21 protein-coding genes are annotated in these 26103 nt (G+C 68.0%); 16 read left to right on the forward strand and 5 right to left on the reverse strand.

Features of this window, described 5'->3' with window-relative positions:
• The first annotated feature begins 6 nt into the window (after nucleotides 1-6).
• The 5 genes from ENSA5_RS15255 (at nucleotide 7) to ENSA5_RS35995 (ending at nucleotide 7623) form a co-directional block, all read left to right on the forward strand.
• Complete coding sequence (locus ENSA5_RS15255; protein WP_181197776.1) at nucleotides 7-1458, forward strand: DsbA family protein; 1452 nt, start codon at nucleotides 7-9, stop codon at nucleotides 1456-1458.
• 44 nt (nucleotides 1459-1502) lie between these two features.
• Complete coding sequence (locus ENSA5_RS15260; protein ID WP_106392390.1) at nucleotides 1503-3566, forward strand: DsbA family protein; 2064 nt, start codon at nucleotides 1503-1505, stop codon at nucleotides 3564-3566.
• A gap of 236 nt (nucleotides 3567-3802) precedes the next feature.
• Nucleotides 3803-5401, forward strand: coding sequence for a DsbA family protein (locus tag ENSA5_RS15265; protein WP_106392391.1), 1599 nt, complete (start codon nucleotides 3803-3805; stop codon nucleotides 5399-5401).
• A 10-nt stretch (nucleotides 5402-5411) separates the two neighbouring features.
• Nucleotides 5412-6302, forward strand: coding sequence for a TlpA family protein disulfide reductase (locus ENSA5_RS15270; protein ID WP_106392392.1), 891 nt, complete (start codon nucleotides 5412-5414; stop codon nucleotides 6300-6302).
• Nucleotides 6303-7410: 1108 nt separating this feature from the next.
• Entirely contained in the window at nucleotides 7411-7623 is a 213-nt protein-coding gene (locus tag ENSA5_RS35995; protein ID WP_146155720.1) for a hypothetical protein, read from the forward strand.
• A 680-nt stretch (nucleotides 7624-8303) separates the two neighbouring features.
• Here ENSA5_RS35995 and ENSA5_RS15280 read toward each other — a convergent pair.
• Both ENSA5_RS15280 and ENSA5_RS15290 read right to left on the reverse strand, forming a co-directional pair.
• Complete coding sequence (locus ENSA5_RS15280) at nucleotides 8304-9878, reverse strand: serine/threonine-protein kinase (protein ID WP_181197777.1); 1575 nt, start codon at nucleotides 9876-9878, stop codon at nucleotides 8304-8306.
• 782 nt (nucleotides 9879-10660) lie between these two features.
• A complete protein-coding gene (locus ENSA5_RS15290) occupies nucleotides 10661-12319 on the reverse strand; it encodes a serine/threonine-protein kinase (RefSeq protein ID WP_146155721.1) in 1659 nt (552 codons plus the stop codon).
• Between the two features lie 98 nt (nucleotides 12320-12417).
• Between ENSA5_RS15290 and ENSA5_RS15295 the strand changes: the two genes are divergently transcribed.
• The 3 genes from ENSA5_RS15295 (at nucleotide 12418) to ENSA5_RS15305 (ending at nucleotide 14742) form a co-directional block, all read left to right on the forward strand.
• A complete protein-coding gene (locus ENSA5_RS15295; protein ID WP_146155722.1) occupies nucleotides 12418-12996 on the forward strand; it encodes a sigma-70 RNA polymerase sigma factor region 4 domain-containing protein in 579 nt (192 codons plus the stop codon).
• Nucleotides 12997-13098: 102 nt separating this feature from the next.
• Entirely contained in the window at nucleotides 13099-13470 is a 372-nt protein-coding gene (locus tag ENSA5_RS15300; RefSeq protein WP_106392397.1) for a helix-turn-helix domain-containing protein, read from the forward strand.
• A 144-nt stretch (nucleotides 13471-13614) separates the two neighbouring features.
• Nucleotides 13615-14742, forward strand: a complete 1128-nt coding sequence (locus tag ENSA5_RS15305; RefSeq protein WP_106392398.1) for an RHS repeat domain-containing protein — start codon at nucleotides 13615-13617, stop codon at nucleotides 14740-14742.
• An 86-nt stretch (nucleotides 14743-14828) separates the two neighbouring features.
• Here the strand turns inward: ENSA5_RS15305 and ENSA5_RS15310 are convergent, their stop codons facing one another.
• The gene (locus tag ENSA5_RS15310) at nucleotides 14829-15185 is read right to left on the reverse strand and encodes a hypothetical protein (protein ID WP_106392399.1); all 357 of its coding nucleotides are present in this window, start codon (nucleotides 15183-15185) and stop codon (nucleotides 14829-14831) included.
• A 34-nt stretch (nucleotides 15186-15219) separates the two neighbouring features.
• Between ENSA5_RS15310 and ENSA5_RS15315 the strand changes: the two genes are divergently transcribed.
• Both ENSA5_RS15315 and ENSA5_RS15320 read left to right on the forward strand, forming a co-directional pair.
• A complete protein-coding gene (locus ENSA5_RS15315) occupies nucleotides 15220-15540 on the forward strand; it encodes a thioredoxin family protein (protein WP_106392400.1) in 321 nt (106 codons plus the stop codon).
• Nucleotides 15541-15988: 448 nt separating this feature from the next.
• Nucleotides 15989-16474: a hypothetical protein gene (locus tag ENSA5_RS15320; RefSeq protein WP_106392401.1), complete on the forward strand. Its 486-nt coding sequence runs from the start codon at nucleotides 15989-15991 to the stop codon at nucleotides 16472-16474.
• A gap of 524 nt (nucleotides 16475-16998) precedes the next feature.
• Here ENSA5_RS15320 and ENSA5_RS36000 read toward each other — a convergent pair.
• Nucleotides 16999-17754, reverse strand: coding sequence for a hypothetical protein (locus ENSA5_RS36000; protein ID WP_146155723.1), 756 nt, complete (start codon nucleotides 17752-17754; stop codon nucleotides 16999-17001).
• Between the two features lie 110 nt (nucleotides 17755-17864).
• A complete protein-coding gene (locus ENSA5_RS15330) occupies nucleotides 17865-18674 on the reverse strand; it encodes an alpha/beta fold hydrolase (RefSeq protein ID WP_181197778.1) in 810 nt (269 codons plus the stop codon).
• A gap of 252 nt (nucleotides 18675-18926) precedes the next feature.
• On the opposite strand from ENSA5_RS15330, the gene ENSA5_RS15335 reads away from it, so the two are divergent.
• The 6 genes from ENSA5_RS15335 (at nucleotide 18927) to ENSA5_RS15360 (ending at nucleotide 26103) form a co-directional block, all read left to right on the forward strand.
• On the forward strand, nucleotides 18927-19562 hold the full coding sequence (locus tag ENSA5_RS15335) for a hypothetical protein (RefSeq protein WP_106392404.1): 636 nt from the start codon (nucleotides 18927-18929) through the stop codon (nucleotides 19560-19562).
• Entirely contained in the window at nucleotides 19559-20500 is a 942-nt protein-coding gene (gene cyoE / locus ENSA5_RS15340; RefSeq protein WP_258182865.1) for a heme o synthase, read from the forward strand. Before ENSA5_RS15335 ends, cyoE begins: the two co-directional genes overlap by 4 nt.
• Entirely contained in the window at nucleotides 20500-21201 is a 702-nt protein-coding gene (locus ENSA5_RS15345) for an SCO family protein (protein ID WP_106392406.1), read from the forward strand. Before cyoE ends, ENSA5_RS15345 begins: the two co-directional genes overlap by 1 nt.
• Nucleotides 21201-21626 carry a c-type cytochrome gene (locus ENSA5_RS15350; RefSeq protein WP_106392407.1) on the forward strand — a complete coding sequence of 142 codons (426 nt, stop codon included), beginning with the start codon at nucleotides 21201-21203 and terminating at the stop codon, nucleotides 21624-21626. The genes ENSA5_RS15345 and ENSA5_RS15350 overlap by 1 nt, the downstream gene beginning before the upstream one ends.
• 374 nt (nucleotides 21627-22000) lie before the next feature.
• Entirely contained in the window at nucleotides 22001-22603 is a 603-nt protein-coding gene (locus ENSA5_RS15355) for a cytochrome c3 family protein (RefSeq protein ID WP_258182867.1), read from the forward strand.
• Complete coding sequence (locus tag ENSA5_RS15360) at nucleotides 22600-26103, forward strand: 4Fe-4S dicluster domain-containing protein (protein ID WP_106392409.1); 3504 nt, start codon at nucleotides 22600-22602, stop codon at nucleotides 26101-26103. The genes ENSA5_RS15355 and ENSA5_RS15360 overlap by 4 nt, the downstream gene beginning before the upstream one ends.

The following is a 26103-nucleotide window of genomic DNA, read 5'->3' on the forward strand; positions in this document are numbered from 1 at the left end:
CTGCTATTGGCCCTAATCGGGCCGCTGGCGGCCTGTCCTGCCAAACCTGACAAGCAACAAGCGGCGGTCGACATCGACCTGCGTCGCTTCGTGGTCAACGTCGAGGACGGCGACTACGCGATCGGCGGTGAGCAGCCGCTGGTCACGATCGTGCTGTGGTCCGACTACGCGTGCGCCCCGTGTGGGCGCAGCTGGGCCGTCATGAAGCACCTCGTCGAGGACTACGGCGAGGATCTTCGCGTCGTCTACCGGGCCGGGACCGTGCCGGGCTTTCAGCACGGCGAGCGCGCGGCCGAGGCCGCGTTCGCGGCCGGCGGTCAGGGCAAGTTCTGGGACATGCACTGGCGCCTGTTCGAGCACCCGGACGACTTCTCGCGCCCGGTCTTGCGCAAGCACGCCGAGGCGATCGGCCTCGACGTCCCGCAGTTCATGGACGATCTCGACACCGGGCGCTACGCGGCCCCGCGCGTCCGCGATCGTCGCCAGGCCGCCGCGCTCGGCTTGAGCCCGCTGCCCGCCGCGTTCGCCAACGGCCTGTTCGTGCTCGGCTTCAAGGACGAGGCTGGCTGGCACGCGCTCATCGACCGCGAGATCGCCAGCGCGCGCAAGATGATGCAAGAGGGCATCAAGCGCGCCGACGTCTACGCGGAATTCATGAAGACCGCCAAGCGCGGCCGCGTCGACGACAACGACGAGGCCAAGCGCCTCCAGGCCGAGCGCGCGGCCGCGGCCGCCGCTGCCGAGCCCGCGAAGCTCGACAGCCCCGACGCCCGGCAACGCTACGCGATCCCGACCGGGGCCGCGGGCTTCGGGCCGGCAGACGCGCCGGTCGTGCTCGTCGAGTTCATCGACTACGAGTGCCCCTACTGCCGCAAGGCCCACACCGAGGTCGTGCCTGCGCTGCGCGAGCAGTACCCGGACGATCTCCGCGTCGAGATTCGCCACCTGCCGCTGGAGATCCACCCGGCCGCCGCCGCGGCGGCCCGGGCCGCGATCACGGCCGGCGAGCAGGGCAAGTTTGGCGAGTACCACGAGCGCCTGTTCGCCGATGATCGCGGCGCGATGGTGTTCTCGACCTTCGTGCGCGTGGCCGAGGAGCTCGGCCTCGACGTCGAACGGTTCAAGCGCGACTTCCAGACCCGCGAGGTCTCGGACGCGCTCGCAGCCGACGTGCTCCTGGCTCGCTATCTCGGCGTCCAGGGCACGCCCGGCTTCTTCGTCAACGGTCGCTACGTCGACGGGGTCCGCAGCGCGGAGACCTTCACGACGATCATCGACGAGGAGCTCGAGCGCGCCAAGCAGCTCGAGGCAGACGGCACGGCTCGCGCCGAGCTCCACGACGCGCTCATGCGCGAGGCCCTCGGGGCCGACCAATTCCCGAACGCGCACCTCGAGGTCGCGCAACCCACTCACCCCCAACAAGACCCCGCGTCGGCCGGCAGCGCCGACCAACCCTGAACCAACCAGACCCCGGGCCCCAGGCCCCCACGAGGACAACCATCATGAAGCGTTTTGCACTTCGAACCCTCATCGCCGCCGGCCTCCTGTTCGGCTTCGGCGCGACCGCGACCGTCGGCTGCGTCGCGCCCCCCGCCAAGACCGGCGCCGCCGCGCAGACCGGCGGCACCTTCGTGACCATGGACGAGGTCGACGCCTCGATGAACGACAAGGTCACGGGCGATCGCTACCAGATCACCTACGAGAAGGACGACATGTGGAAGGGCGCCCCCGACGGCGCGCTCGTCACGATCGTCGAGTACTCGGACTTTCAGTGCCCCTACTGCTCGCGCCTGACCAACTCGCTCAAGCAGGTCGCCGAGGAGTACCCCGACGACGTCCGCATCGTGTTCAAGCACTTCCCGCTGGCCATGCACCCCCAGGCCAAGCCGGCGTCCGAGGCCGTGCTCGCCGCCCACGCCCAGGGCAAGGGCTGGGAGCTCCACGACCTGGTGTTCGACAACGCCCGCAAGCTCAGCAACGAGGATCTGCTCAGCTACGCCGAGCAGGTCGGCGTGCCGGACATGGCCAAGTTCAAGCAGGATCTCGAGAACCACACCTACGCCGCGCAGATCGACGCCGATCTCGCCCAGGGCAAGAAATTCGGGATCGGCTCGACGCCGAGCTTCTTCATCAACGGCAGGCCTGAGCGCGGGACCAAGAGCCCCGAGCAGCTCAAGACCATGATCGAGAAGGAGAAGGAGATGGCCCAGGCGCTGCTCGACGCCGGGTCCAAGAAGTCCGAGATCTACGCCCGGATCATGAAGGCGGCCAAGACCGAGCGCGCCGCGCCCGAGCGGCCCAAGAGCCAGAAGGGCCAGCAGGGCAAGGCCCGGCCCGGCAAGCCCGACCCGAGCAAGAACTACGCGGTCCCGACCGACAGCCGCCCGCAAAAGGGTGAAGACGGCGCGCTCGTGACGATCGTCGAGTACTCGGACTTCGAGTGCCCCTACTGCCGCAAGGTCCTGCCGACGCTGGAGAAGATCGAGGAGACCTTCGGCGACGACGTCCGCGTGGTCTTCCGCCAGCAGCCGCTGCCGATGCACAAGCAGGCCAAGCCCGCGGCCCTCGCCGCCCTCGCGGCCCATCGCCAGGGCAAGTTCTGGGAGATGCACGACGCGCTGTTCGCCAAGGCCGAGACCCGGGCGCTCAACGAGCAGACCTACGGTGAGCTCGCCGCCCAGTTCGGCCTCGACATCGAGAAGTTCAACGCCGATCGCAAGGATCCCGAGCTCGCCAAGATGATCGAGGAGGATCAGAAGATCGCGATGCAGTTCGGCGCGGGCGGGACCCCGGCCTTCTTCGTCAACGGTCGGCCGCTGTCGGGCGCCCAGCCCTACGAGGCCTTCGAGGCCGTGATCAACCAGGAGATGGCCAAGGCCAAGGCCTACATGGCCGAGAACAAGGTCGAGCCCGAGAAGCTCTACGAGGAGATGTCGAAGGGCTGGGAGACCGAGGTCAAGGCCCCGCCGGTCGCCGACCACGTCCGGCGCCAGATCCCCGTTGATACCCTCGCGGGCAAGGGCAACCTGAAGGACCCGAAGCTGACGATCGTCGAGTGCTCCGACTTCGACTGCCCCTACTGCACGCGTGGGGCCGAGCTCGTCAAGCAGATCTTCGAGCACCCGGACTACAAGGACATCACGGCGTTCTACTTCGCCAACTTCCCGCTGCCGATGCACAAGAACGCCGAGGGGGCGCACCTCGCCGCGATCGCGGCTGGCAACCAGGGCAAGTTCTTCGAGATGCATGACCTGTTGTTCGCGGATCGCAGCAAGCGGTCCGAGAGCGACTTCCGCGACATGGCCACCCAGCTCGGCCTCGACGTCGAGAAGTTCATGGCCGACTGGAAGGACCCGGCGACCAAGGAGAAGATCGCCGCCGACAAGGCCCTGTGCGCCAAAAACGGCGTGTCCGGGACCCCGAACTTCTTCGTCAACGGCCGCTCGATGCGCGGCGCCGTGCCGATGAAGATGGCCGAGGTCGTGTTCAAGGAGGAGCTCGCTGGCGGGTTCGAGGCCGCCGAGGCCAAGAAGAAGGACGCCAAGGCCGAGAAGAAGGACGACTAGCCGCCAGGAGCCTGTGGTGCGATGCACCGTCACGCCTCGCGGCGTGAGGCATTGCACCATGGGGCCCTCCCACGGTTTCGCCGTGACCCGCCGGACCGGTGCGCACCGGTCCGGCGCGGTCCTGCCGAGCCCAGATCGGGACACAACCCCGATCTGGGCTCGGCAGGGCTGCGCAGGCCCGCGCCAGACAGTAAGCTGCCGCGACCCCAGACCGGGGCTGCGAGTCGGAGTCAGACATGTCCGAGCACGACGAAGACGACAAACGCGACGAGACCCAAGACCAGGCCAACGCCGACGCCGACGCCGACGGCCGCGACCCGGAGGACGAGACCGTCGAGGAGTCCAAGCTCCACGCGCGCGACGAGGCGAGCGACGCGGGCGACGCGACCCCGCCGAAGGTCGAGGAGCCCGGCGGCGCCAAGGCCAGCGCAGGCAAGGCCGCGGGCGCCGACGACAAGCGCAGCAAGCTGCTCGGCAACCTCGTGTTCGTGCTCGGCTTCCTCGCGACCTTGGTCCTGGGCTACTTCGTTGGCCAGTGGGTCCGGGTCAAGTTCGGCGACAAGCCGACGCCCGAGACCGGCGACCGCTACCACGTCGTGCTGCGCGGCGACGAGCCGCAAAAGGGCCCCGACGACGCGCTCGTGACGATCATCGAGTTCGCCGATTTTCAGTGCCCCTACTGCGCCGACTCCGTCGAGCCCCTGGCCGAGGCCACCGCCGCCTACGAGGGCGACGTGCGCCTGATCTTCAAGCACTACCCGCTCCCGGGCCACCGCAACGCCGGTCCGGCCGCCTACGCCTCCTGGGCCGCCCACCAGCAGGGCGACTTCTGGGAGTTCCACGATCGCCTGTTCGAGGACAAGGCCTCGATCGAGCACATCCCCGAGTGGGTCAAGGAGCGGGGCCTCGACGCGAGCAAGTTCGGCCGCGACATGGAGGACCCCCGGGCCAAGCAGGACGTCGACAGCGACATGCTCGCGGGTTCGAAGGTCGGCGTGACCGGGACCCCGGCCTTCTTCGTCAACGGTCACCTCTATCGCGGCAAGCGCAGCGCGATCGACTGGCGCAAGATCATCGAGGCCGAGCTCGAGTACGCCAAGGAGATCGTCGACGACGGCGTCGCCCGGGCCGATCTCTACGAGCACCTGATGAAGGACGCGCTCGAGCACCAGGTCGGTGCCCCGAGCGCGGCCAAGTCCAAGCGCCAGCGCAGGCCCGGCGAGCCCGACGATGTCTCGGTCTACAAGGTCCCGATCGACGGCCGGCCGGTCAAGGGCCCCGAGACCGCGCTCGTGACCCTGGTCGAGTTCGCCGACTACCACTGCCCCTACTGCTCGAAGGTCATGCCCGACATCGACCGCTTGCTCGAGGAGCACAAGGACGAGCTGCGCCTGGTCTACGTCCAGCGCCCGCTCGGCTCGCTCCACCCCAAGGCCCGCGACGCCTCGAAGGCTGCGCTCGCGGCCGCCAACCAGGGCAAGTTCTGGGAGATGCACGAGAAGCTGTTCTTGCGCCAGCCCAAGGAGGTCCAGGAGTTCGAGGATCTCGCCGTCGAGCTCGGCCTCGACCTCGACCAGTTCAAGGCCGACTACGCCAGCGAGGCCGTCGCGCAGCAGCTGGTCAAAGATCAGAAGCTGGCCGAGAAATACGGCGTCAACGGCACCCCTGCGTTCTTCATCAACGGACGCTATGTCTCGGGCGCGCAGGGCTACGCCGTGCTCGAGGCGCTCGTGCAAGAGCGCCTCGTCGAGGCCCGGCAGATGGTCGCCAACGGCACCGCCCCGAGCGCGGTGTATGACACGCTGATGGCCGACGCCAAGACGAGCGTCGACTGACGAGGGCTGCTTGACTGCTGAGCCAGACCATCAAGCCGAGGAGGCCGAAGCGGCCAAAGCGGGCCCGCCCGAGGGCGGCGAGGCGCTCGCCGAGGAGGCCGCCGCAGGCGAGGCCGTCGCAGACGAGGCCGTCGCCGAGGAGGCCGCCGCAGACGGGGCCGCCGCAGGCGAGGCCGTCGTAGACGAGGCCACCGCAGGCGAGGCCACCGCAGGCGAGGCCGCCGCAGGCGAGGCCGCCGCAGGCGAGCCCACCGCGAAGCCGCGGGTCTCGATCCCGCCGCCGAAGCCGGCTGCCGCGGGCGAGAAGGGGGCGCGCCGCGGTCTCGACTCGGTCGCGATCCTTGCGATGCTCGTGTTCGTGCTCGTCGGCGGGCTCTTGGTCTTCGGCTTCGCTCAGGCCTTGGTCCCGGCCGCCGAGGCCCAGCTCGGCGCCGCCTGCCGCCCGCTGAGCCCGTCGCCCGCGTCGGGGCCGGTCCCCGAGCTCGAGCTCGAGGATCTCGACGGCAACCCGGTCTCGCTCGATGACTTCCGCGGCAAGTTCCTGGTCGTGAACTTCTGGGCGACCTGGTGCGAGCCCTGCACCCGCGAGTGGCCCGACCTCGACGTGCTCGCGTCGCGGCTCGGCGAGCGTGACGACCTGGCCGTGATCGCGATCAGCGTCGATCAGGAGCCCGAGCTGATCGGGCCCTACCTCGAGCGGATGGGCCTGCTCGAGACTGAGGTGAAGATCCTGCGGGCCAAGCCGCCCGATGCCCACCAGCTGTTTGGCAGCGAGAAGATCCCCGACACCTACTTCGTGAGCCCCGAGGGCGAGCTCGAGGCGGTGTTCGTCAACGTCCGCGAGTGGGGCAAGGCCAAGGGCGTCCGCTGCGTCGAGGCCAGCGCTGAGCAGAGCCACTGAGTGGTTTTCGACGAGTGCCCGCGCTGGGACCGGTGCGAGCTTTGATGCGAGCTTTGGCGTGAGCTCGGAGCGGAGCTGAGCGGAGCGGAGCTCGGCCGCCCGGCGAGATGGTGCTCGGGCTCAGGGTCGTTCGCGAAGGCGTCGGCAAGCCGAGCTTCGCTCTTTGAGCCCGTCTCGGCCGCGAGCGGCGAGCAGATGTGGCACGCCAGCATGAGCTGCACGCGGGTGGTACGGGCCCCTCGGGCGCAGCCCGACTCGCGCGAGATTCCAGCTCGTCGAGGGGCGTGGTCGCAGCTTGCAGCGCGGTCTCGGGCCCGATCTCACGCGCGCACGGCAGCGCCAGGCCAGAGCTCGATCCCACGGGCCGAGGTCGAGGCTCCCACGACGGCCCGCTTCAATCGCGGGTGTGCGCATCGATGTATTTGGTGCTGCGATTCTCTTCGGTCGCCGGGAGCGGCTCGGCCAGGCGATCGCTGCTCGAGCCCGAGGCCTACTCGCTGAGCCGAGGCGAAGTCCCAGCTGTTGTCGTAGGGGCGCTTCTCCTCGTCGTGGGCTTGTCGTAGCCATCGGGGTTGCCCCTACCAGTCGGCTCGGTCTGGCCTGGACCAAGGTCGAAGCAAAACTCGAACTCCGCTAAATGTTACCGGTCGCGTCTGATCGCATGGGCAACCTGTTCATCAAACAGATGCAGCGGCTGCGCGAGGCCGAGCAGCGCGAACGAGGCGATCAGCGAGACGCCATGAGCGCCGCCGAGTGAGGGCCTTCGCAGGACCCCGCGAAGCGAACCGGCCCGGCAGGCGGGCGGGTTCATGCCGTGGGGTCGCGGGCGCGCACGACTGGCTGGCGAAGCTGGCTTCGCTCTCACTCGTGGCGAGGAGCGTCGAGATCCCCGCGCTCGATCAACGCGGTGAGCGCGTCGACGCTGAGTTCGGGTGCGTCTCTTATTAATGTCGGCGGGTGGCTCTAAAATGATCCCTGATTCATAGTGAGAATCCTCGCGGGTTGATTCGTCCCCGACGGCGGGCGCCCGCCCGAGCAGCGTCGTGACCAGCCCGGCGGCGACGACCGCCGCCCCGAGCCCCGTCGCCGCGTCCGCCTGCGGATCCTGGTGGGCGCCGCGCCGAGTCCCGGTCCACACAATTGGCCCGGCGATCTCGTCGATCTCGTCGATCTCGCCCGCCGGCTCGCGCCCGAGGAGCTCGACGTGGGGCTGCGCGTGTTGATGGTGCTTGCCGGGCTCGTGCGTACGACCGGTAAATGTGAACAATGTATCGGTGCGAATGTCGACTGCGAAGAATTCGCGGACGATGATTGCGAATAGAAGAAGGTCTCGGCGCTCGCCGCACGGCCGCTGCTATCTGCCAATATTGCCTCGTAGCTCGCCGTCAGCACCCCATCGACGCGGTACGAACGCAGGCGCTCGCGTGGCCTGCGCGTGCTAGCGTTCGCGAATGATGCTCCCAGTCATTCTGTCCACGCTCCTCTCAAACTTCGCGACTTCAGACCCGAATCTGTGCGATCTCCTGCATGCGGACGCAAGCGGGGCGCCGTATCTGGACTCGACCGGCCAGGGCCTTGCGCGGTATTGCGCCTGGACGGGTCCGGAGGCGCCGGTCCTCGACGCGAACCTATGCTGCGATATCGACGTCGACGGTGCGGCTTGCACCGCGGCCGACCACACGGGCCGGTGCCGGTCGGGGACACGCTTTTATTGCGAGTACGGCGAGGCGACCGCGGCTGGCGTCATCTGCTACCAGCCGTTTCCGAGCATGTGCGACGCCGGGTTGTGCGTGGCTCCACCTGACGTGCCGCCCCCCGGCCTCGCGGTGGAAGGCGTTGTCTGCTGCGCAGGTGGTGTCTGCGTTCCCACCGATGGCGAGGACGGGTGGGACTGTCGTGGGGAATTTCTCGCATGTCCGTACGGCATTCTAAATGCCGATGGAACCGTGGAGTGCTACACCTAGCAGCCCGGGCTGCTAGGCCCGCTCGACGAGGTCGGCTTTAGTCTTGTAGACGCCGGTGCACCTCACTGACTTGGCGGTCAATTGTCTCGAGCGTGACTGGCGGCTCCCCCGTCGCTGGGGGTTCGCCAGCGCGCTCAGTCTCGCGATGAAGGACGCTCGTAGAGGATGCAGCGTTCGCCCACCCCTTCGCCATCGAACTCGCCACTCGGTAGGCCTCCTCCTTCGTCGTCGACTTCTCGATGACCATGGCCTCTTCCGCGAATGTCTGTGCAATGATGATGGCATCCAAAGCCAAATCTAGGTGAGAGTATCCTTCGATGCCGGACGTGGACGGGCTGATGAATCGAGCGCGATGGACCGAGTCCCAGAGCAAGTTCGCACCCTTGTAATCACCATCTCGAATCAGCCGACAGATGCTCTGGACCTCCGGGCTCGGCTCGTGGGGCGGCAGTTCCCACAGCGCACACCCTGCCAGTTGCGGCTTCGACGTCTCGGCGGGGTCCGGCTGCGCCCATGGGACATGCTCGACGCTCCATGCTCCCAGCAACGCCGCGCCTGTCAGCAACAGCCCCAGCACAAAGGGACGGCGCCTCGCTTCCGTGACCTTCGAAGACCCAGGCACGACCGCGGGCGCGTCGAGACTTGTCTCCTGCGACGCCCCCGGCCGCTCCCGGAGCTTGTCGAGCTCGGCCACGAGCGCGTGCATGTCCGGGTACCGCTGCGCAGGGTCGACGCTCAAACCCCGGCGCACGACGCTCCGCACGGCCTCGGGCACGGCGGGCTGCAGCACCCAGGGGTCGCCGCGCTCGATCGACTCGAGCAGCTCCGCCGGGGTCCAGCCATCGTAGGGGAGCCCGTGCTCGAGGCCCTGCCACAGCGACACGCAGAAGGACCACTGATCCGACAGCGGATCCCCGGCCTGCCCGCGGAGCACTTCGGGCGCCATGAAGGGCAGCGTGCCCGGGCGGTGGCGCAGCTCCTCGCCAGCGAGGTGGTCGGCGATCACCTGAGCGAGCCCGAAGTCCGCGACCCGCGGCCAGCGCTCGGCGTCGAGCAGGATGTTCGAGGGTTTGAAGTCCCCGTGCACGATCCCCGCGTCGTGCGCGGCCGCGAGGCCGCGGCCGGCACCGCGGTAGACGTCGACGACCTCGGGCCACGGCGGGTCCTCGTCGCGCACGAAGTCGTGGGCGTTGACGCCGTCGACGAACTCCATCACGAAGAACACGTCATCGCCCTCGCGGCCGGGCTCGTGGATCGAGACGATGTTGGGGTGCGAGAGCTTGGCGAGGACGCGGGCCTCGTTCATCAGGCCCTCGGCGGACTCGGGGCCCCGCGTCATACACAACTTGAGGGCGACGAGACGGTCGAGCTCGGGATCTCGAACCTTGAACACGACACCGAAGCCGCCGAGACCACGGGTTGCAAGGGCCTCGAAGCGGCCGATCGTCTGCAGCGGGTGGTCGGGGTTGAAGAGGTGGAGGCATGCGGCCTCGCTCACGGCCTCCATCAGCGCCTCCCAGCGCGGGGGCGTTGTGTAGCGCTCGTCCTCCCGTTGGGCGAGCTCGTCGAACACCCGGCCAGCGCCTTGGCTGTGTTGAGCTGGGCTCGTCAAGAACGGGAACTTAGCGCAATCTCGACGCGTGCGTCGGGCACGCTCATGTTTGGCCCTTTGGCCAGTTGTTGGTGATGTTTGAATAGTGTCTCGGTGTGAATGTGGACTGCGAAGAATTCGCGGACTATGATTGCGAACAGCAGCAGGTTTCGGAGATCGCCGGAGATTACCTCGCAGCTTGGCGCCAGAACCCATCTGCGCGGTACGAACGCAGGCGCACGCGTGGGCTGCGCGTGCTAGCGTTCGCGAATGATGCTCCCAGTCATTCTGTCCACCCTCCTCTCAACCTTCGCGACTTCAGACCCGAATCTGTGCGATCTCCTGCATGCGGACGCAAGCGGGGCGCCGTATCTGGACTCGACCGGCCAGGGCCTTGCGCGGTATTGCGCCTGGACGGGTCCGGAGGCGCCGGTCCTCGACGCCAACCTATGTTGCGATATCGACGTCGACGGTGCGGCTTGCACCGCGGCCGATCACACGGGCCGGTGCCAGTCGGGGACACGCTTTTATTGCGAGTACGGCGAGGCGACCGCGGCTGGCGTCATCTGCTACCAGCCGTTCCCGAGCATGTGCGACGCCGGGTTGTGCGTGGCTCCACCTGACGTGCCGCCCCCCGGGCTGGCCATAGAAGGCGTTGTCTGCTGCGCAGGTGGTGTCTGCGTTCCCACCGATGGCGAGGACGGGTGGGACTGTCGTGGGGAATTTCTCGCATGTCCGTACGGCATTCTAAATGCCGATGGAACCGTGGAGTGCTACACCTAGGGCCGCTCGACGAGGTCGGATTAGTCTTGTAGACGCCGGTGCACCTCACCGACTTGGCGGTCAATTTTCTCGAGCGTGACTGGCGGCTCCCCCGTCACTGGGGGTTCGCCAGCGCGCTCAGTCTCGCGATGAATGATGCTCGTAGAGGATGCAGCGTTCGCCCATTGCTTGGCCATCAGAACCACTGCCGGGTAGGTGGCCTCCTCCGTCGCCGCCGTGTCTTTGGGTGACTGCGAACTCTCGAGGTCCACGGCCGCTTCCGCGAATGTCTGTGCGACGATGAGAGTATCCAGAGCCAAGTCTAGGTGATTGTATCCCTCGATCCCGGACGTGGACGGGTTGAGGAATCGAGCGCGATGGACCGAGTCCCAGAGCAAGTCTGCACCCTTGTAGTCACCATCTCGAATCAGTCGACAGATGCTCTGGACCTCCGGGCTCGGCTCGAGGGGCGGCAGCTCCCACAGCGCACACCCCTCCGGCTCCGGCTCCGGCTCCGGCTCCGGCTCCGGCTCCGGCTCCGGCTTCGGCGAGGGGCGATCAGGGATTGCATGAGACGTCTCGGCGGGGTCCGGCTCCGCCCATGGGACATGCTCGACGCTCCATGCTCCCAGCAACGCCGCGCCCGTCAGCAACAGCCCCAGCACGAAGGGACGGCGCCTCGCCTCCGTGACCTTCGAAGACCCAGGCACGAGCGCGAGCGCGTCGAGACCTGTCTCCTGCGACGCCCCCGGTCGCTCCCGGAGCTTGTCGAGCTCGGCCACGAGCGCGTGCATGTCCGGGTACCGCTGCGCAGGGTCGACGCTCAAACCCCGGCGCACGACGCTCCGCACGGCCTCGGGTACGGCGGGCTGCAGCACCCAGGGCTCGCCGCGCTCGATCGACTCGAGCAGCTCCGCGGGGGTCCAGCCATCGTAGGGGAGCCCGTGCTCGAGCCCCTGCCACAGCGACACACAGAAGGACCACTGATCCGACAGCGGGTCTCCAGCCTGCCCGCGGAGGACTTCCGGCGCCATGAAAGGCAACGTCCCCGGGCGATGGCGCAGCACCTCACCAGCGAGGTGGTCGGCGATCACCTGCGCGAGCCCGAAGTCCGCGACCCGCGGCCAGCGCTCGGCGTCGAGCAGGATGTTCGAGGGTTTGAAGTCCCCGTGCACGATCCCAGCGTCGTGCGCGGCCGCGAGGCCCCGGCCGGCACCGCGGTAGACGTCGACGACCTCGGGCCACGGCGGGTCCTCGTCGCGGACGAAGTCGTGGGCGTTGACGCCGTCGACGAACTCCATGACGAAGAACACGTCGTCGCCCTCGCGGCCGGGCTCGTGGATCGAGACGATGTTGGGGTGCGAGAGCTTGGCGAGGACGCGGGCCTCGTTCATCAGGCCCTCGGCGGACTCGGGGCCCCGCGTCATACACAACTTGAGGGCGACGAGACGGTCGAGCTCGGGATCTCGAACCTTGAACACGACACCGAAGCCGCCGAGACCACGGGTTGCAAGGGCCTCGAAGCGGCCGATCGTCTGCAGCGGGTGGTCGGGGTTGAAGAGGTGGAGGCATGCGGCCTCGCTCACGGCCTCCATCAGCGCCTCCCAGCGCGGGGGCGTTGTGAAGCGCTCGTCCTCCCGTTGGGCGAGCTCGTCGAACACCCGGCCAGCGCCTTGGCTGTGTTGAGCTGGGGTCGTCAAGAAGGGGAACTTAGCGCAATCTCGACGCGTGCGTCGGGCACGCTCATGCTTGGCCCTTTGGCCAGTTGTTGGTGATTTTGTTCGTGTAGACTGCCTGCATGGATAGGGAGGAAGTGATACGAGCCGCCCGGGCTGGTCAGCGAGCGGGCCTCGACGCGCTGGGGCGCTGGCTGTATCCGGTCTTGTTCAGCTACTTTTCGCACCACTTCAGCCGCAGCCAGACCGACGAGGTCGTGCAAAATACTGTGCGAGACGTCCTCACGAAGTTGTCCCTCGCGCCGGAGGAGCCCGAGGAGTTCTTGGGCTGGGTGCTCGGCTTCGCGTACACCGAAGGCCGCCGCGAAAAAGGCGAGGTGCGCCGTCGGCGTGCGCGTTGGGCCAAGCTCGAGCAGCGCGCCCACGAGCACGACACGCCCGAAGACCTCCACGAGCTCGTGCTCACCGACGAACAGCGGCAGATGATCGTTCGGCACGCGTCGCAGCTCCCCAACATCTACACCGCGGCGCTGCTCAACGCGCTTGACGGGGGCAGCAACCGAGATCTGGCCCGGCGCCAGGGCATCCCCGAGACCACGGCGCGCTGGCGACTGTGGGAGGCGGTGCGGCAGCTCAAACAGTCGATCGAACGCGCGCGCCTAACGCGGTCCCCCTTCAGGACGCCGTCGGGAGCTGTCTAAAGCGATTTTCATTTTTTCTCGCCTCGGCTCCAACAGATCACACGAGTTGTGAGGATAGGAGGGTGTGTCGCCCGCCGCCCAAACAACTGATGAGGAGACCCGATGACGAGGGAGAAGAGCAACCCGAAGCATGTCGCCTTTGGCCGACATCTGCGCGCGCTTCGGCAGGCCAGGGCGTTGACGCCAGAGAACTTGGCGAAGCTCAGCGGGCTGGCCGTCGACACGATCCGAGGGCTCGAGCAGGGGGCGTCGTCGCCGAGCTTGGACACCCTGCGCAGGCTCGCCGGCGGGCTGGACATGCAGCTGAGCACGCTCTTCACCGAGCTCGAGCTGGGCGAGCGCGAGCTCGAGCGCGAGCTCAGCGAGCTCCTCGTGGGCCGGTCTTCGTGGGAGATTCAGTTTGGCATCAAGCTGCTGCGCTTCACCTTCGGGGAGCTCGACGCTGCAAGGAAGGGTGATGACGATGGCGGCTAGCAGCCCGGGCTGCTAGCGCCAGGTCCCGGCCTTCACCGCGGGGCCTCTGTCGCGCCCGCTGGCTCGAGACCCGGCCGAGAAGCTACCCTTGAAAGCAGCCGTAGACCGCCGCAAAGTAAGGCCGTGGGCCGTCGATCCTGGCTGTTGCTGATGCTGGTCACCTTTGTGGGCTGCGCGACACCTGTGCCCAGCGCGGGAGGGGAGACGGGGGCAGACGCGGGCGGTCCCGTCGTCGCCGCGTGCCCCGACGGCAAAGCACACGGCGCAAGCGTCGACGCCCTGGGCCGCCTGGTCACGGGCCCGGGCCTATGCAGTGTCGAGGGAGGCCTGAAAAACGTCAGCTTGGGGCATCACGTCCGCCTCGAATTGGGCTACGACGAGTTGGGCCGCCCAGTCCAAGCCGTCGCCGAGTTCAGCGAGGTCTGCAAACTTGGCGGAGCGATGAGCGGCATAGAGCTGAGCTGCGAGGACTTCGAGCGGCAAGAGCAGCGATGGATCTGGGGCGAGCAGGGGCAACTCGCCGCCGTGGAACGTACCATCGAGCTGCACCTCGACGGAGACAACCCGGAGGCGGTCACGGAGTACGCATGTTTCTTGGGCGACGCTCCGTTCACGGTTGAGACGGTGAAGTGGGACTACGACGAGCACGGCCGTGTCGTGACCTCGGCATGGACCTACGCTGACTGCGAAGGCACGGAGCGGGTCGAGGAGCGACTCCGCTACACCGAGGGCATCGTGGAGGCACGCACCGTGGTCACCGGCGGTGGGGAGTCGTCGAGCTACGCTTCTCGCTACGAACTCGACGGGTGCGGTCGAGTCGTTCACGAGGAGACGGTCGAGCCAAGCCCGTCTCCTGGACCACGCTATGCCTACGATGACCGGGGGCGCTTGACTGGAGAAGACGGACCTGATCGCCAGCGGAGGTGGACCTACGCGGCGGGCATTGCCGCGCACCCCGAGCTGCGGTGGGTCGTCGAGCAGGCCATGGATCGACGCACGGTCTCCCTGGCCCAGGACCGGCCGGGTGGCGACCAGTTCGAGCTTCGTTTCGACGAGCGTCAACGAGTGATCTCGGTCGAGTCGCAGGGCGAGGCCTGGACGCTGGGCTACGATGACTGCCCCAACGCCGCGTTCGCCACGGCCCACTGGCGGGCCAACGAGGTCTTGGCGACATGGTCGTTCCCGACCTCACCCCAAGCCGGTGAGGGCAACGCGGCCCTCGATGCGTGGCTTCACGCTGAACTTCCGCTGCTGCCGGAAGCGCTCGAATAAGCGGCCCGGTGCGACACCGAGAGCAGTTGTTTCGAACGGAGCTGCCCGAGTCCGACGAGCACGGTCCAGCCGCACAGTGCGGGACTTCAGTCCTCTGGCGGCGCGCTCGAGCTGAGCGTGGCGCGCACGTGGGTGGGCCCACGTTCGAGGTTGTCGGCGCTGAGTTTGAGGCGCGCGTCCGCGCGCGAGTACACGACCTCCCCGCCGGATTCGGGGATCTGCGTGTCGCCCGTGGGGGTCCAGCCGGCATCGACGAGGCGAAGGCCGACGGCCACGCTGATCTCGCTCGCAGGCTTGTCGCTCTGCATCACGAGCGTGTCCTTCATGACCTCGCAGACGCGCAGGTCGTCAGCGAGCAACCCGGTCGCGCTAAAGATGATGGTGACAGCGAACACCCGCATCACCTGGGCAGGCCCGACCAGCCGCGAGATGTCAAGACTCATCCCCGACGGGCTGTTTTGCTAAGATCCGCGAGAGATGAATTACGCCACGGAGCAACCCGACCCCAAGACGATCGAGTCGCTCGAGGGCCCCGCGGTGCTGATCTTCGGCACCAATTGGTGCGGGTTCTGCCAGGCCGCGCAAGCGATGATCGAGCAGGTCCTGAGCGATGTGCGTCGCGTCGAGGTCGAGGATGGGCGGGGGCGGAAGCTCGGCCGCATGTTCCGGGTCAAGCTGTGGCCCACGCTGATCTTCTTACGCGACGGGGTCGAAGTCGCGCGGGTCGTCCGGCCCCAGGCGCCGGCGGAGCTCGCCGCCGCGCTCGCAACCTTGAAGGCGAGCGCCACGGGGGGCTAGCGAGCCAAAGAGGCGAGCCCCAGGGGGGCGGCGACCAAGATCCACGCTTGAATCGCAGCGCTGCCGTCGGTGCGAGCGAAGCTTCGACGTGCCCGGCGAGGCTCGAAATTTCGGCCGGACGACTCGAGGCCTCGCGCTCGATGCCGCAAGGCGTTGAGCACTACCAGGCAGCCGGGGGGTGCCTGGCCAACATGGAAGCGTTGACCGGGCAGTAACGACGGCCCCGGGTCGCGCGTTGTTGTGCGAGCGAGCAAACAAGCACTGATTTCGAGCACGAGCAGACGGCCCCACTCGGCGCGGAGAACCACGATCTCGCCCGCGCCCTTCGGGCTTCGCTCGCTGCACCTCGCATCGCCAATAGGGGGACACGTGAGCGCCGACGCCTCTCGTCATAGATAGGTGCGCCCGCGACAGGACTGCGCGCGCCCGCAACACGAAAGACGAACCCATGAATCACACACTCAATCTTCAAACGTTCCGGCCTCGCGCCTTCCTCACCCTCGCCGTCGGCAGCCTGATCTTGTTGGCGTCTTCGACTGCCGACGCCCGGGCTTGCGGCAGCTTGGCCGAGGACTGGATCGGGGTTGACGGAGACCTGCTGTTCGAGGGCACCAACGACACCGACCCCAACGGCAGCTCGATGAGCGTCGAGTTCGATGACGACCAGGCAACGGTGACGACCATGGCTCCGGGTTTCTACGGCGGCTGGGCGTCCCCGGGCCAGCTCGTCCTCTCGAACACGACCTACGACTTCGAGTCTTCGACCACCTCCTTGTCGTGGGAGAGCGCAAGCCAGGGCTATTTCTACGAGCTGTCGAACCCGGTCTGCGCGCCCGGGACCACGACCGTCGAGTCGGCCGATCTGATCGTCGGTCGGGACTGGGGAGGCGGTGTCGTCGAGTACTACTCAACCGGCACCGTGACCGCCCAGTAGTTCACGCGGCGAGGCCAGCGAGCGAGTCACGCGACGCATGGCCCCCGAAAAACGCGTTCGGGCCCCCTCTCAGGGGCCCACGCAAACAAGCTCATGTCTCCGAGCGAGTCGCACAACGCATGAGCCACAGAAGAACGCGTTCGGCCCCCCTCTCAGGGGCCCACGCAAACAAGCTCATGTCTCCGAGCAAGTCGCACAACGCATGAGCCACAGAAGAACGCGTTCGGCCCCCCTCTCAGGGGCCCACGCAAACAAGCTCATGTCTCCGAGCGAGTCGCACAACGCATGAGCCACAGAAGAACGCGTTCGGCCCCCCTCTCAGGGGCCCACGCAAACAAGCTCATGTCTCCGAGCGAGTCGCACAACGCATGAGCCACAGAAGAACGCGTTCGAGCCCCCTTTTAGGGGGCCACGCAAGAGATAGCGAAGCTCATACCAGCCCACCGAGGGAGGGAGCGGAGCGACCGACCGGCCGCGCAGCGGCCGTGCGTGGCAAAGTTGCTGACGCCTGCGGGGGTCTAAAGCTAACCGCATCCGCATTCGTCGACGTTGGGCCCGGGCACGAGGTCGACCGAGAGCGTGTAATCGCCATGGTCGTCCAACCCGACGCTGCGCCCATCGGCGACGAGCGTGAACCAATCCGTCTTCGGCGCGACATACACAATCACGGCCGGGTCCGGCAGCAAGGTGCACTCCTTCGCGTTGCCGACACAGTCGGCCTCGTCGTGGATCTTGAGCCGCGCGTGCCAGCCGTTGGGGTTTTGGGTCGCGGTGATCGTGTCGCCCTCGACCAGCCAGATGCGGAAGAAGTGATCGCGGCCGGTGTCGAGGTTGTCGGGGTTGTCTTGGGGCCCGCAGGTCTCGCTGTCGTCGTTGGTCGCGGACTGGGTGCTGCCCCCGAAGAAGAACCCGTCCTTGGCCGCGCTGCGGCCGATGATGTAGGGGCCGTCGCAGGTGTTGGGCGTGGAGTCGACCGCGCCGTCGCAGATCACGGGGCAGGGGTCCACGTCGCCGTCGCCGTCGCCGTCGCCGTCGCCGTCGCCGTCGCCGTCGCCGTCGCCGGAGCTGGTGTCGCCGTCGCCGGGGCTGGTGTCGCCGTCGCCGTCGCCGGGGCTGGTGTCGCCGTCGCCGTCGCCGTCGACCTCGTCGCCGTCGCCGTCGCCCAAGTCCATGTCGGCGTTGCCGCTGAAGCTGGCGCTGAAGCTCGAGGGCGACTCGTCACCTTCGCCATTTGAGCACGCGAGGATCAGAAACAACAACGGAGACAATCGTTTGCTCATGATAAGGCCTGGCTATAGTTTCAGGGTCTGGGGCGCGTTGGGCAAGCTGAACGAGCGCTGCGGCACGTGCGGTGTCCGGCGAACGCGCGAGGCGGTACCCGGCCTGCCTTTTAAAGCGCTTCGCACCAGGTCAGCACCTGCGCGAGGAGGCCGAGCTCGCCGGGGAGGCCGAGGTCGGTGTTGGCGGGAAAGCCCACGTGGCCCCCGCGCCGGACCCAGCGGACGTCGACCCCGGCCCCCGCTCGACGCAGGTGCGGGCGCAGGGTCTCGGCCGGGACCATCGGATCTGCGGGCGTGGCGACGAACAAGATCGGCACCGCAGCCTCGCGCAGCCGCGGGCCGGCCGCCTGCGAGGCCCAGTAATGTTCGACGCTCTCGAACCCGAAGCGCGGGACGATCGTCGCCGCGTCCCACTCGCGGATCGTGCCAAAGCGCGGGGCGTGACCGTGGACGTCTTCGTGGATCTTGCTCAGCCCGGCGAGGACGTGGCGCCGATAGATCCAGCCCGCGGGCGCGTCGAGCAGCTCGACGTTGCGGGCGAGGTCGAGGGGCGAGCAGATCGCGACGATGCCCGCGAGCCTCGGATCCCGCTGTGCACGCAGCGCGAGGTGAATCGCCACGTGCCCCCCAAGCGAGAAGCCGATCACGAAGATGCGCGAGTAGCTCGCCAGCGAGGGATCAGCCAAAACCTGGTGGAGATCCGAGGCGAGCCCCGCGTGATAGAAGTCCGGTCCGCTGCGTCCGGCGCCGCGCATCGACATTCGCAAGCACGCGTGGCCGTGGTCCAAAATCGCCACCGCAGCCGCGCTCATGTAGGGTCGCTGCGCGTCACCGCCGAGGCCGTGGACGAGCAAGAAGAGGTTGCCGCGACTCGGCCCGCCGAGCTGACCGGCGATTCGAACCGCTCCGCGCGGCCCCAAGCCCCCCTCAGGCTCCGAAATGACCGTCGACCAGGGCTTGTCGATCGGCTTTGGAGCGCGCATCGCTCCAATCAGGTTCGGCGCGATCGTCCACCAATGTCCGTGCAGGGTAGGGGCCACGCGGGCGAGATAATGTTGGCCGCGAGCGCGTCCCGCAAGGCCGTAGGTGTGAAAGAAGATGCCGAGTCGAGCAAATGTTGCCGGCGTTGGCTTCGTTGACCTGTCTGAGCCCGCCGAGTAGGTTCGCGGCGCGTGGCGAGGCTCACGGAGGGCCGGGAGGCCCAGACCAGCGAAGATCAAGACCAGCGCGAGGGCGCCGGCAAGACCCCTGTTTCCGCTGATCCCGCTTCGGCAGAGGTCGCGGCCGAGGTCGCGGCCGAGCCCGATCACTCGATGAAGTTCGTGTTCATCGGGCTCGCGTTGGTCAGCGTCATCGTCGGCGTCCTCGGCTATTGGCGCTACGCGAGCTCCGAGCAGTGGGTCGTCGAGGGTGTGGCCAAGATGGACGCGCTCGGGCCCAAGCTCGACGCCGAGGGCTGCGTCGACGAGGTCGTCGGTTGGTACAACGACTGCGATCAACACGACGCCAACGCAGCCGTGTGCCTGCAGGGCGTCGGGATCTTGATGCAGCACTGCCTCAGCGCGCGCGAGCGTACGCAGACGTGTGAGCTCTATCTCAACCCCGAGTCGGCGGCCCACGCGGTCACCGACGACATGCGCGCGCGGGCGCGAAATCCGGACAAGGCCGGCGGCAGCGGACGCTGGGTCTACGCGCGCTGCGAAGAGCGCGACATGGTCTGCCGGAACAAGCGTGAGTGCGCATGTGCCGAGGCCTACCGAGCCATTGACTCTTTCTGCCGAACAGGGGAAGAGGCGGTCCAGCTGTGACGGCCCGAGCGGATAACGACCGGCGTCCAACCGATGTGACGAGCTCTCGGTTCCGGGACTATTTGGCCCTGACCAAGCCGGGCATCGTTCGCATGTGTCTGCTGATGACGGCGGGCGGGCTGTGGTTGGCGCCCGAGCGCGCCAGCGTCGGGGTCTGGATCGCGGCGCTCGTCGGCTCGAGCCTCGCGGTCGCCTCGGCCAACGCCTTTAACATGGTCGCCGAGCGCGAGGGCGACCGGAAGATGCGACGCACTCGCAATCGTCCGCTCGCGGCCGGGCGCCTCGGCGTCGCGTCGTCGACGGCGTTCGCGGCGGCGCTCGGGGTCGCGGCGATGGTCGTGCTGGGCCTGGGCACCAACCTGCTCACGGCCGGGCTCGCCGCGTTCGCGCTGCTTTCTTACTGGCTGATCTACACGCCGCTCAAGCGGCGCACGCCGCTGGCCCTGGTCATCGGCGCCGTGCCCGGTGCCGTGCCGCCGCTGCTCGGCTGGACCGCGGTCACCGGGTCCCTCGATCTGCCCGGCGCCGTGTTGTTTGGGATCTTGCTGGTCTGGCAGATGCCGCACTTCCTGGCGATCTCGATCTTCCGCAAGCAAGACTACGCCGACGCCGGGATCCTCTGCGTGCCGGTCGTGCGCGGCGAGGTCGTGGCCAAGGTTCAGGCGATCGCGTGGGCGGCCCTGCTGATCCCGGTGAGCCTCGCGCTCACGCCCCTCGGCGTGACCAGCGAGCTCTACCTGGTGATCGCGCTCGTCGCCGGCGCGGTGTTCCTCGGCTTCGCTATCAAGGGGCTGAGCGTGCGCGACGGCAAGGCCGAGCTTCGCTGGGCCCGGCAGCTGTTCGCGGTCTCGCTCGCCTACCTGCCCGTCCTGACCGGCGCGCTGGTCGTCGACTTGCTGTGGTTCTCGCGCGGGGTCACCCAGGGGGTGGGTCTGTAATGAGCACCGAAGCGCCAGCCAAGCAGCCGTGGGCCGAGCCGCCGCCGTGGATCCGGTTCTTGCGCAAGCACATCTGGGTCATCGGGATCCTGTTCTTCCTGACCATGATCACGGCGATGCGGCCCTTCCTGATCCGGCGGCCGCCGCCGCCCGAGGCGATCGGCGAGGTCCCGGCCTTCACGCTGCTCGACCAAGAGGGCGAGACCTTCACCCGCGAGGAGCTGCTCGCCGCCGACAAGACCTGGGTCGTCGGCTTCGTGTTCACGCGCTGCGCGAGCAGCTGCCCGGCGATCAGCGGGGCGATGCTCTCCTTCCAAGAGCAGATCGATCGCTCGAAGCTCAGCGACCGCGTCGAGCTGCTCACGGTCACGGTCGACCCCGAGTACGACACGCCCGAGGTCCTGGCCGCCTACGCCGACTCGCTCGGGGCCGATCTCGACAACTGGCGGTTCCTCACGGCCAGCCAGGAGGCGATCGAGGACTTCGTGGTCGGTGGCTTCAAGCTCGCCGTCGGCGAGCCCAAGGTCGTCGCCGGGGCGACCGCCGGGGATGTCGGGGTCTTCGACATCGCCCACTCGAGCAAGCTCGCGCTCGTCGATCGCTACGGCAACATCCGCGGCTACTACTCGATCGACGAGGACGGCCTCGCCGAGCTCTATCACCGGACCCTCCGCGTCATCCGGATCGAGGAGGGCGAGTGATGAGGATGACGGCCTGGGCCTGCCTCGCGGCGGCGACCCCTGCGTTGGTCGCCTGCAACCAGTCTTCGGCGCCCGCCTTCACCGAGGCGATGAACCTCGGCGGGCGCGAGGTCTCGGCGCAGACCCTCAACGAGGGCCGCGATCTCTACATCCGCTACTGTGTGTCTTGCCACGGCGAGACCGGGGCAGGGGACGGCCCCGCCGCGCGCAGCATGAAATTTCCGCCCCGCGATTTTCGCACCGCGGCGTTCTCCTTCGTCCCCGAGGGTGAGCTCCCGAGCCACGAGGCGCTGGTCGAGCGGATCGAGTCGGGCGTCCCAGACCGCGGCATGCCGCCCTGGAAGGGCATGCGCGACGAGGATCTGTCGGCGCTCGCGGACTACGTCAAGACCTTCTCCCCGCGCTGGAAGCAGGACAACCAATGAAGTTCGCCTGGTCACCCACGGTCCGCGGGCCCCGAGACATCCGGGAACCCCGCACCATGCCTGCCCTCCGTCGCCCGCAAAGGGCCTCTAAAACCCGGTTCTATGGTGGTTGCCACCAGGACGGTCGGCTGATAGTTTCCGCCGCCGGAGAGCCCCGTTCGGGCGCGATTTTTTGCGTTTTGGCGAACTCTCAGCCGAACCTTCAGCCGAACTCTGTGCTGATCAATGGGCGCAGCGGGGTTTCCTCCCGTCGACGCCCGCTCACCCGCGGTTACGCAAGCGAGTCGTCGTGCTCCGTGCCCGCCTGTGAAAGGTGAACTGTCGTGCCGGCCATCTTTCCCCGCTGGACTAACAAAATCCCCCTCGCCATCGGCGTGCTCGGGCCGCTCGTCGGCTCGTTCGTCATCTTTGCGATCTGGTACTGGTGGTCGCCGCTGTACACGGACGTGGGCTATCGGCCGAAGCAGCCCGTGCCCTTCAGCCACGCGCTCCACGCCGGTGACATGGGCATGGACTGCCGCTACTGCCACAACACGGTCGAGCGGGCTGCCTACGCCGCGATCCCGCCGACGCAGACCTGCATGAACTGCCACTCGCAGGTCAAGACGGAGAGCCCGCGGCTCGGGCCGGTCCGGACCAGCTTCGAGACCGGTGACTCGATCCCGTGGGTCAAGGTTCACATGCTCCCGGACTACGTGTTCTTCGATCACCGGCCGCACCTCAGCGCCGGCGTCGGCTGCGTCAGCTGTCACGGGCGGATCGACAACATGGTCGTGGTCGAGCAGGCCCAGCCGCTGTCGATGGGTTGGTGTCTCGACTGCCACCGCGACCCGGACTCCAGCCTCCGCCCGCTCGACGAGGTCACCAACATGAACTGGGACGCGTCGCCAGAGGCCGCCCAGTACGACTTCACCAAGGACCCGGACCGCAAGCGCATGCCCTCGCCGCCGGTCCACTGCTCGGGGTGTCACCGATGAGCCGTCCGACCAACAAGCCCACCGAGGCCCTCAAGACCTACTGGACCTCCGTCCAGCGCCGCAAGACTCGGCTCAGCGTGCTGGGCTCGAACCCGGCGCAGGCCGAGTTTCCGCCCGGCGCCGACGAGCTCGTCGTCGAGGGCGGCGCGTCCCGTCGCAAATTCATGGGCCTGCTCGGCGCGTCCACGGCGCTCGCTGGCCTGAGCTCGACGGGCTGCGTGCGCAAGCCGGTCCAAAACGTCATGCCCTTCGCCAAGCGGCCCGAGGATCTGATCCCCGGGGCGCCAACCTACTACGCGACCGCGTACCAGGTTGGCGGCACGGTCATGGGCCTGCTGGTCGAGAGCCAGGACGGGCGCCCGATCAAGATCGAGGGCAACCCCCAGCACTCGGGCTCGCAGGGCGCGACCGATGTCTACGCCCAGGCCTCGGTCCTCAACCTCTATGACCCCCAGCGCTCGGCCAAGGTCCGGTCCAAGACCGTCAGCGCCCACGCCTTCGCGGCGCCGGGCCAGGGCGAGCAGGCCAAGCAAGAGGTCATCCACGGCATGTGCGAGCGGCTCCGCCAGCTGACGCTCCACGACACCAACTCGATCGACGCCGCCGACCAGGCCGAGGCCAAGTGCGCGCAGCTGATCGAGCAGGCCGGCCGCTGGAATGTCTACATCGGCGAGGACGGCCGCGAGGTCACCGAGCTCAGCATCGACTGGGACACCCAGGTCGAGACCAACTGGGGCGACGCCTGGGCCGCGCTCAGCGAGGAGTTCGCCGCGCTCCACAGCGCCGGCGGCGAGGGCCTGGCCCTGGTCGTGCCCGGCAGCTTGTCGCCGAGCTTCCGCGCGCTCCAGCAGCGCTTCGTTCAGACCTACCCCAAGGCCAAGGTCGTGCTCGACGACCCGACCTACCCGATCAACTCGATCCGCGCGGCCGAGATGGTCGCGGGCGAGGGCGCGCGGGCCTATCACGACCTCGAGCAGGCCACGGTCATCGTCGCTGCCGACTCCGACTTCCTCGGCGTCGAGCAAGACCACGTCCGCCTCGCTCGCCAGTACGCGGCCCGCCGCAAGCTGGCCAAGCCCGGCGACACCGAGGGGATGAACCGGCTCTACGTCGTCGAGCCCCACCTCACGAGCACCGGGGCCCAGGCCGACGAGCGCCTCCGCCTCCCGGGCGGGGACATCGTCGACTTCCTCGCCGCGGTCGTGATCGAGCTGGTCGAGACCCACGGCGCGACCCTGCCCCCGGGGGCCCAGCAGTTCGGCTCGGTCATCAAGACCCGCGGGCAGTTCGACCCCCGGACCCAGCGCTTCGTCGCCGCGCTCGCCGAAGACCTCGCCGCGCGGATCCAAAAGCCCGAGCAGGGCGTCGGTCGGGTCCAGCCCGAGCGCGTGTGCGTGATCGTCGGTGAGCGGCAGCCGCCGCTGGCCCACGGCCTCGGCTACCTCATCAACGCGATGATGATGTCGGCCAGCGCCAACCCGCCCGGCACGCTGCGCTTCGGCCATCGCCTCGACAACGTGCCCTACGCGAGCCTCTCGCAGCTCGCCAGCGGGCTCGAGGACGGGACCATCACCTCGGTCCTGTGCCTCGGCACCAACCCGGTCTACGACGCGCCCGGCGCCCTCGGCCTCGCCGAGAAGCTCGCCGGGGCCAAGCTCCTGGTCCACGCGGGCACCCACCACGACGAGACCGGGCAGCTGGCCCACTGGCACCTGCCGCTCTCGCACTACCTCGAAGCCTGGGGCGACCTCGAGGCGGTCGACGGCACGACCTCGATCCAGCAGCCGCTGATCGCTCCGCTCCACGACACGCGCAGCGCGGTCGAGATCCTCGCGATGCTGGTCCCGCACCAGGATCCGGCCAGCGGCGAGTGGGCCTTGAGCACGGTCGAGAAGCCGGGCGACAAGCTCATCCGCGAGCACTGGAAGAGCGAGATCGAGACCGCCAGCGCAACCAGCCGCGCGCCGACGAGCCTGTCCGAGAAGGTCTGGCGCCGCTGGCTTCACGACGGCCTGGTCTCGGGGATCCCCCGCAGCCCGAGCCTCCCGCGGCCCAACAAGTGGCAGGCCTTCGCCGATCTGATGGTCGGCCGGACCGTCGAAGAGGGCCCCTACGAGATCAACTTCCACCTCGATCCCAAGGTCCTCGCCGGCGAGTACAGCAACAACGGCTGGATGCAGGAGCTGCCCCACCCGATCAGCAAGCTGACCTGGGACAACGGCGCCTACATCTCGGCGACCCTCGCCGCCGAGCTCGGGGTCGAGAACGGCGACAACCTGGCCATCAAGGTCGGCGACGCCAGCATCTCGGTCCCGGCCTGGATCGCCCCGGGCCAGCACGACCGCACGGTCTCGTTGAACCTCGGCTACGGCCGCCACGGGATCGGGCCCGGGGCCGATGAGGTCGGCTTCGACGTCAACCCGCTGCGCCGCGACGAGGCCCGGTGGTTCGCCCGCGGCGAGGTCAGCCGCGGCTCGGGCAACCACCTCCTGGTCTCGACCCAGGACTACGGCCTCCTCGACCCCGACGGCGAAGAGGGCACGCCGATCCTCAACTACGAGCGCCGGCCGATCTACCGCGAGGCCAGCGTCGCCGGGTTCAAGGAAGATCCGAACTTCTCCAAGAAGGGCGATCTGATGCCCAAGGAGCGGCTCAAGGAGCCCTGGGCGCGCTACGACCCGGAGACCCAGCCGACGCTCTCGGTCCCGATCTTTCATGGCCCCCACCAGTGGGCGATGAGCGTCGACCTCAACAGCTGCATCTCGTGCAACGCGTGCGTGATCGCCTGTCAGGCCGAGAACAACATCCCGGTCGTCGGCAAGAAGGAAGTCTCCAACGGCCGCGAGATGCACTGGATCCGCATCGACCGCTACTACACCGGCCCCGAAGACAACCCCGACGCGGTCGTGATGCCGATGCTGTGCCAGCACTGCGAGACCGCGCCGTGCGAGAACGTGTGCCCGGTCGCGGCCACGGCCCACAGCCCCGAAGGCCTCAACGACATGGCCTACAACCGCTGCATCGGCACGCGCTACTGCGCCAACAACTGCCCTTACAAGGTCCGGCGCTTCAACTTCTTCAACTACAACAAGCGCAGCGTCGGCGACACACGGACCGGGTGGGGCATCCCGGAGATCGAGCAGATGCAGAAGAACCCCGACGTCACCGTCCGGTTCCGCGGCGTGATCGAGAAGTGTAGCTACTGCGTCCAGCGCATCAACGCGGCCAAGATCGAGGCTCACATCGACGGCCGCGACAAGGTCCGCGACGGCGAGGTCGTCACCGCCTGCGAGCAGGTCTGCCCGACCCAGGCGATCACCTTCGGCGACCTCACCGACCCCGAGAGCCGGGTGTCTCAGCTCAAGTACTCGACCCGTAACGAGGACTACCGGGAGCGCGAGCAGTCGCCGCGCGACTACGCGGTCCTTCAAGACCTCCTCACGAAACCGCGGACCACCTACCTGGCCCGTGTGCGCAACCCCAACCCCAAGCTCGCGTGA

The organism is Enhygromyxa salina, from assembly GCF_002994615.1.
In the GTDB taxonomy this organism is placed as follows: Bacteria; Myxococcota_A; Polyangia; order Nannocystales; family Nannocystaceae; genus Plesiocystis; species Plesiocystis salina_A.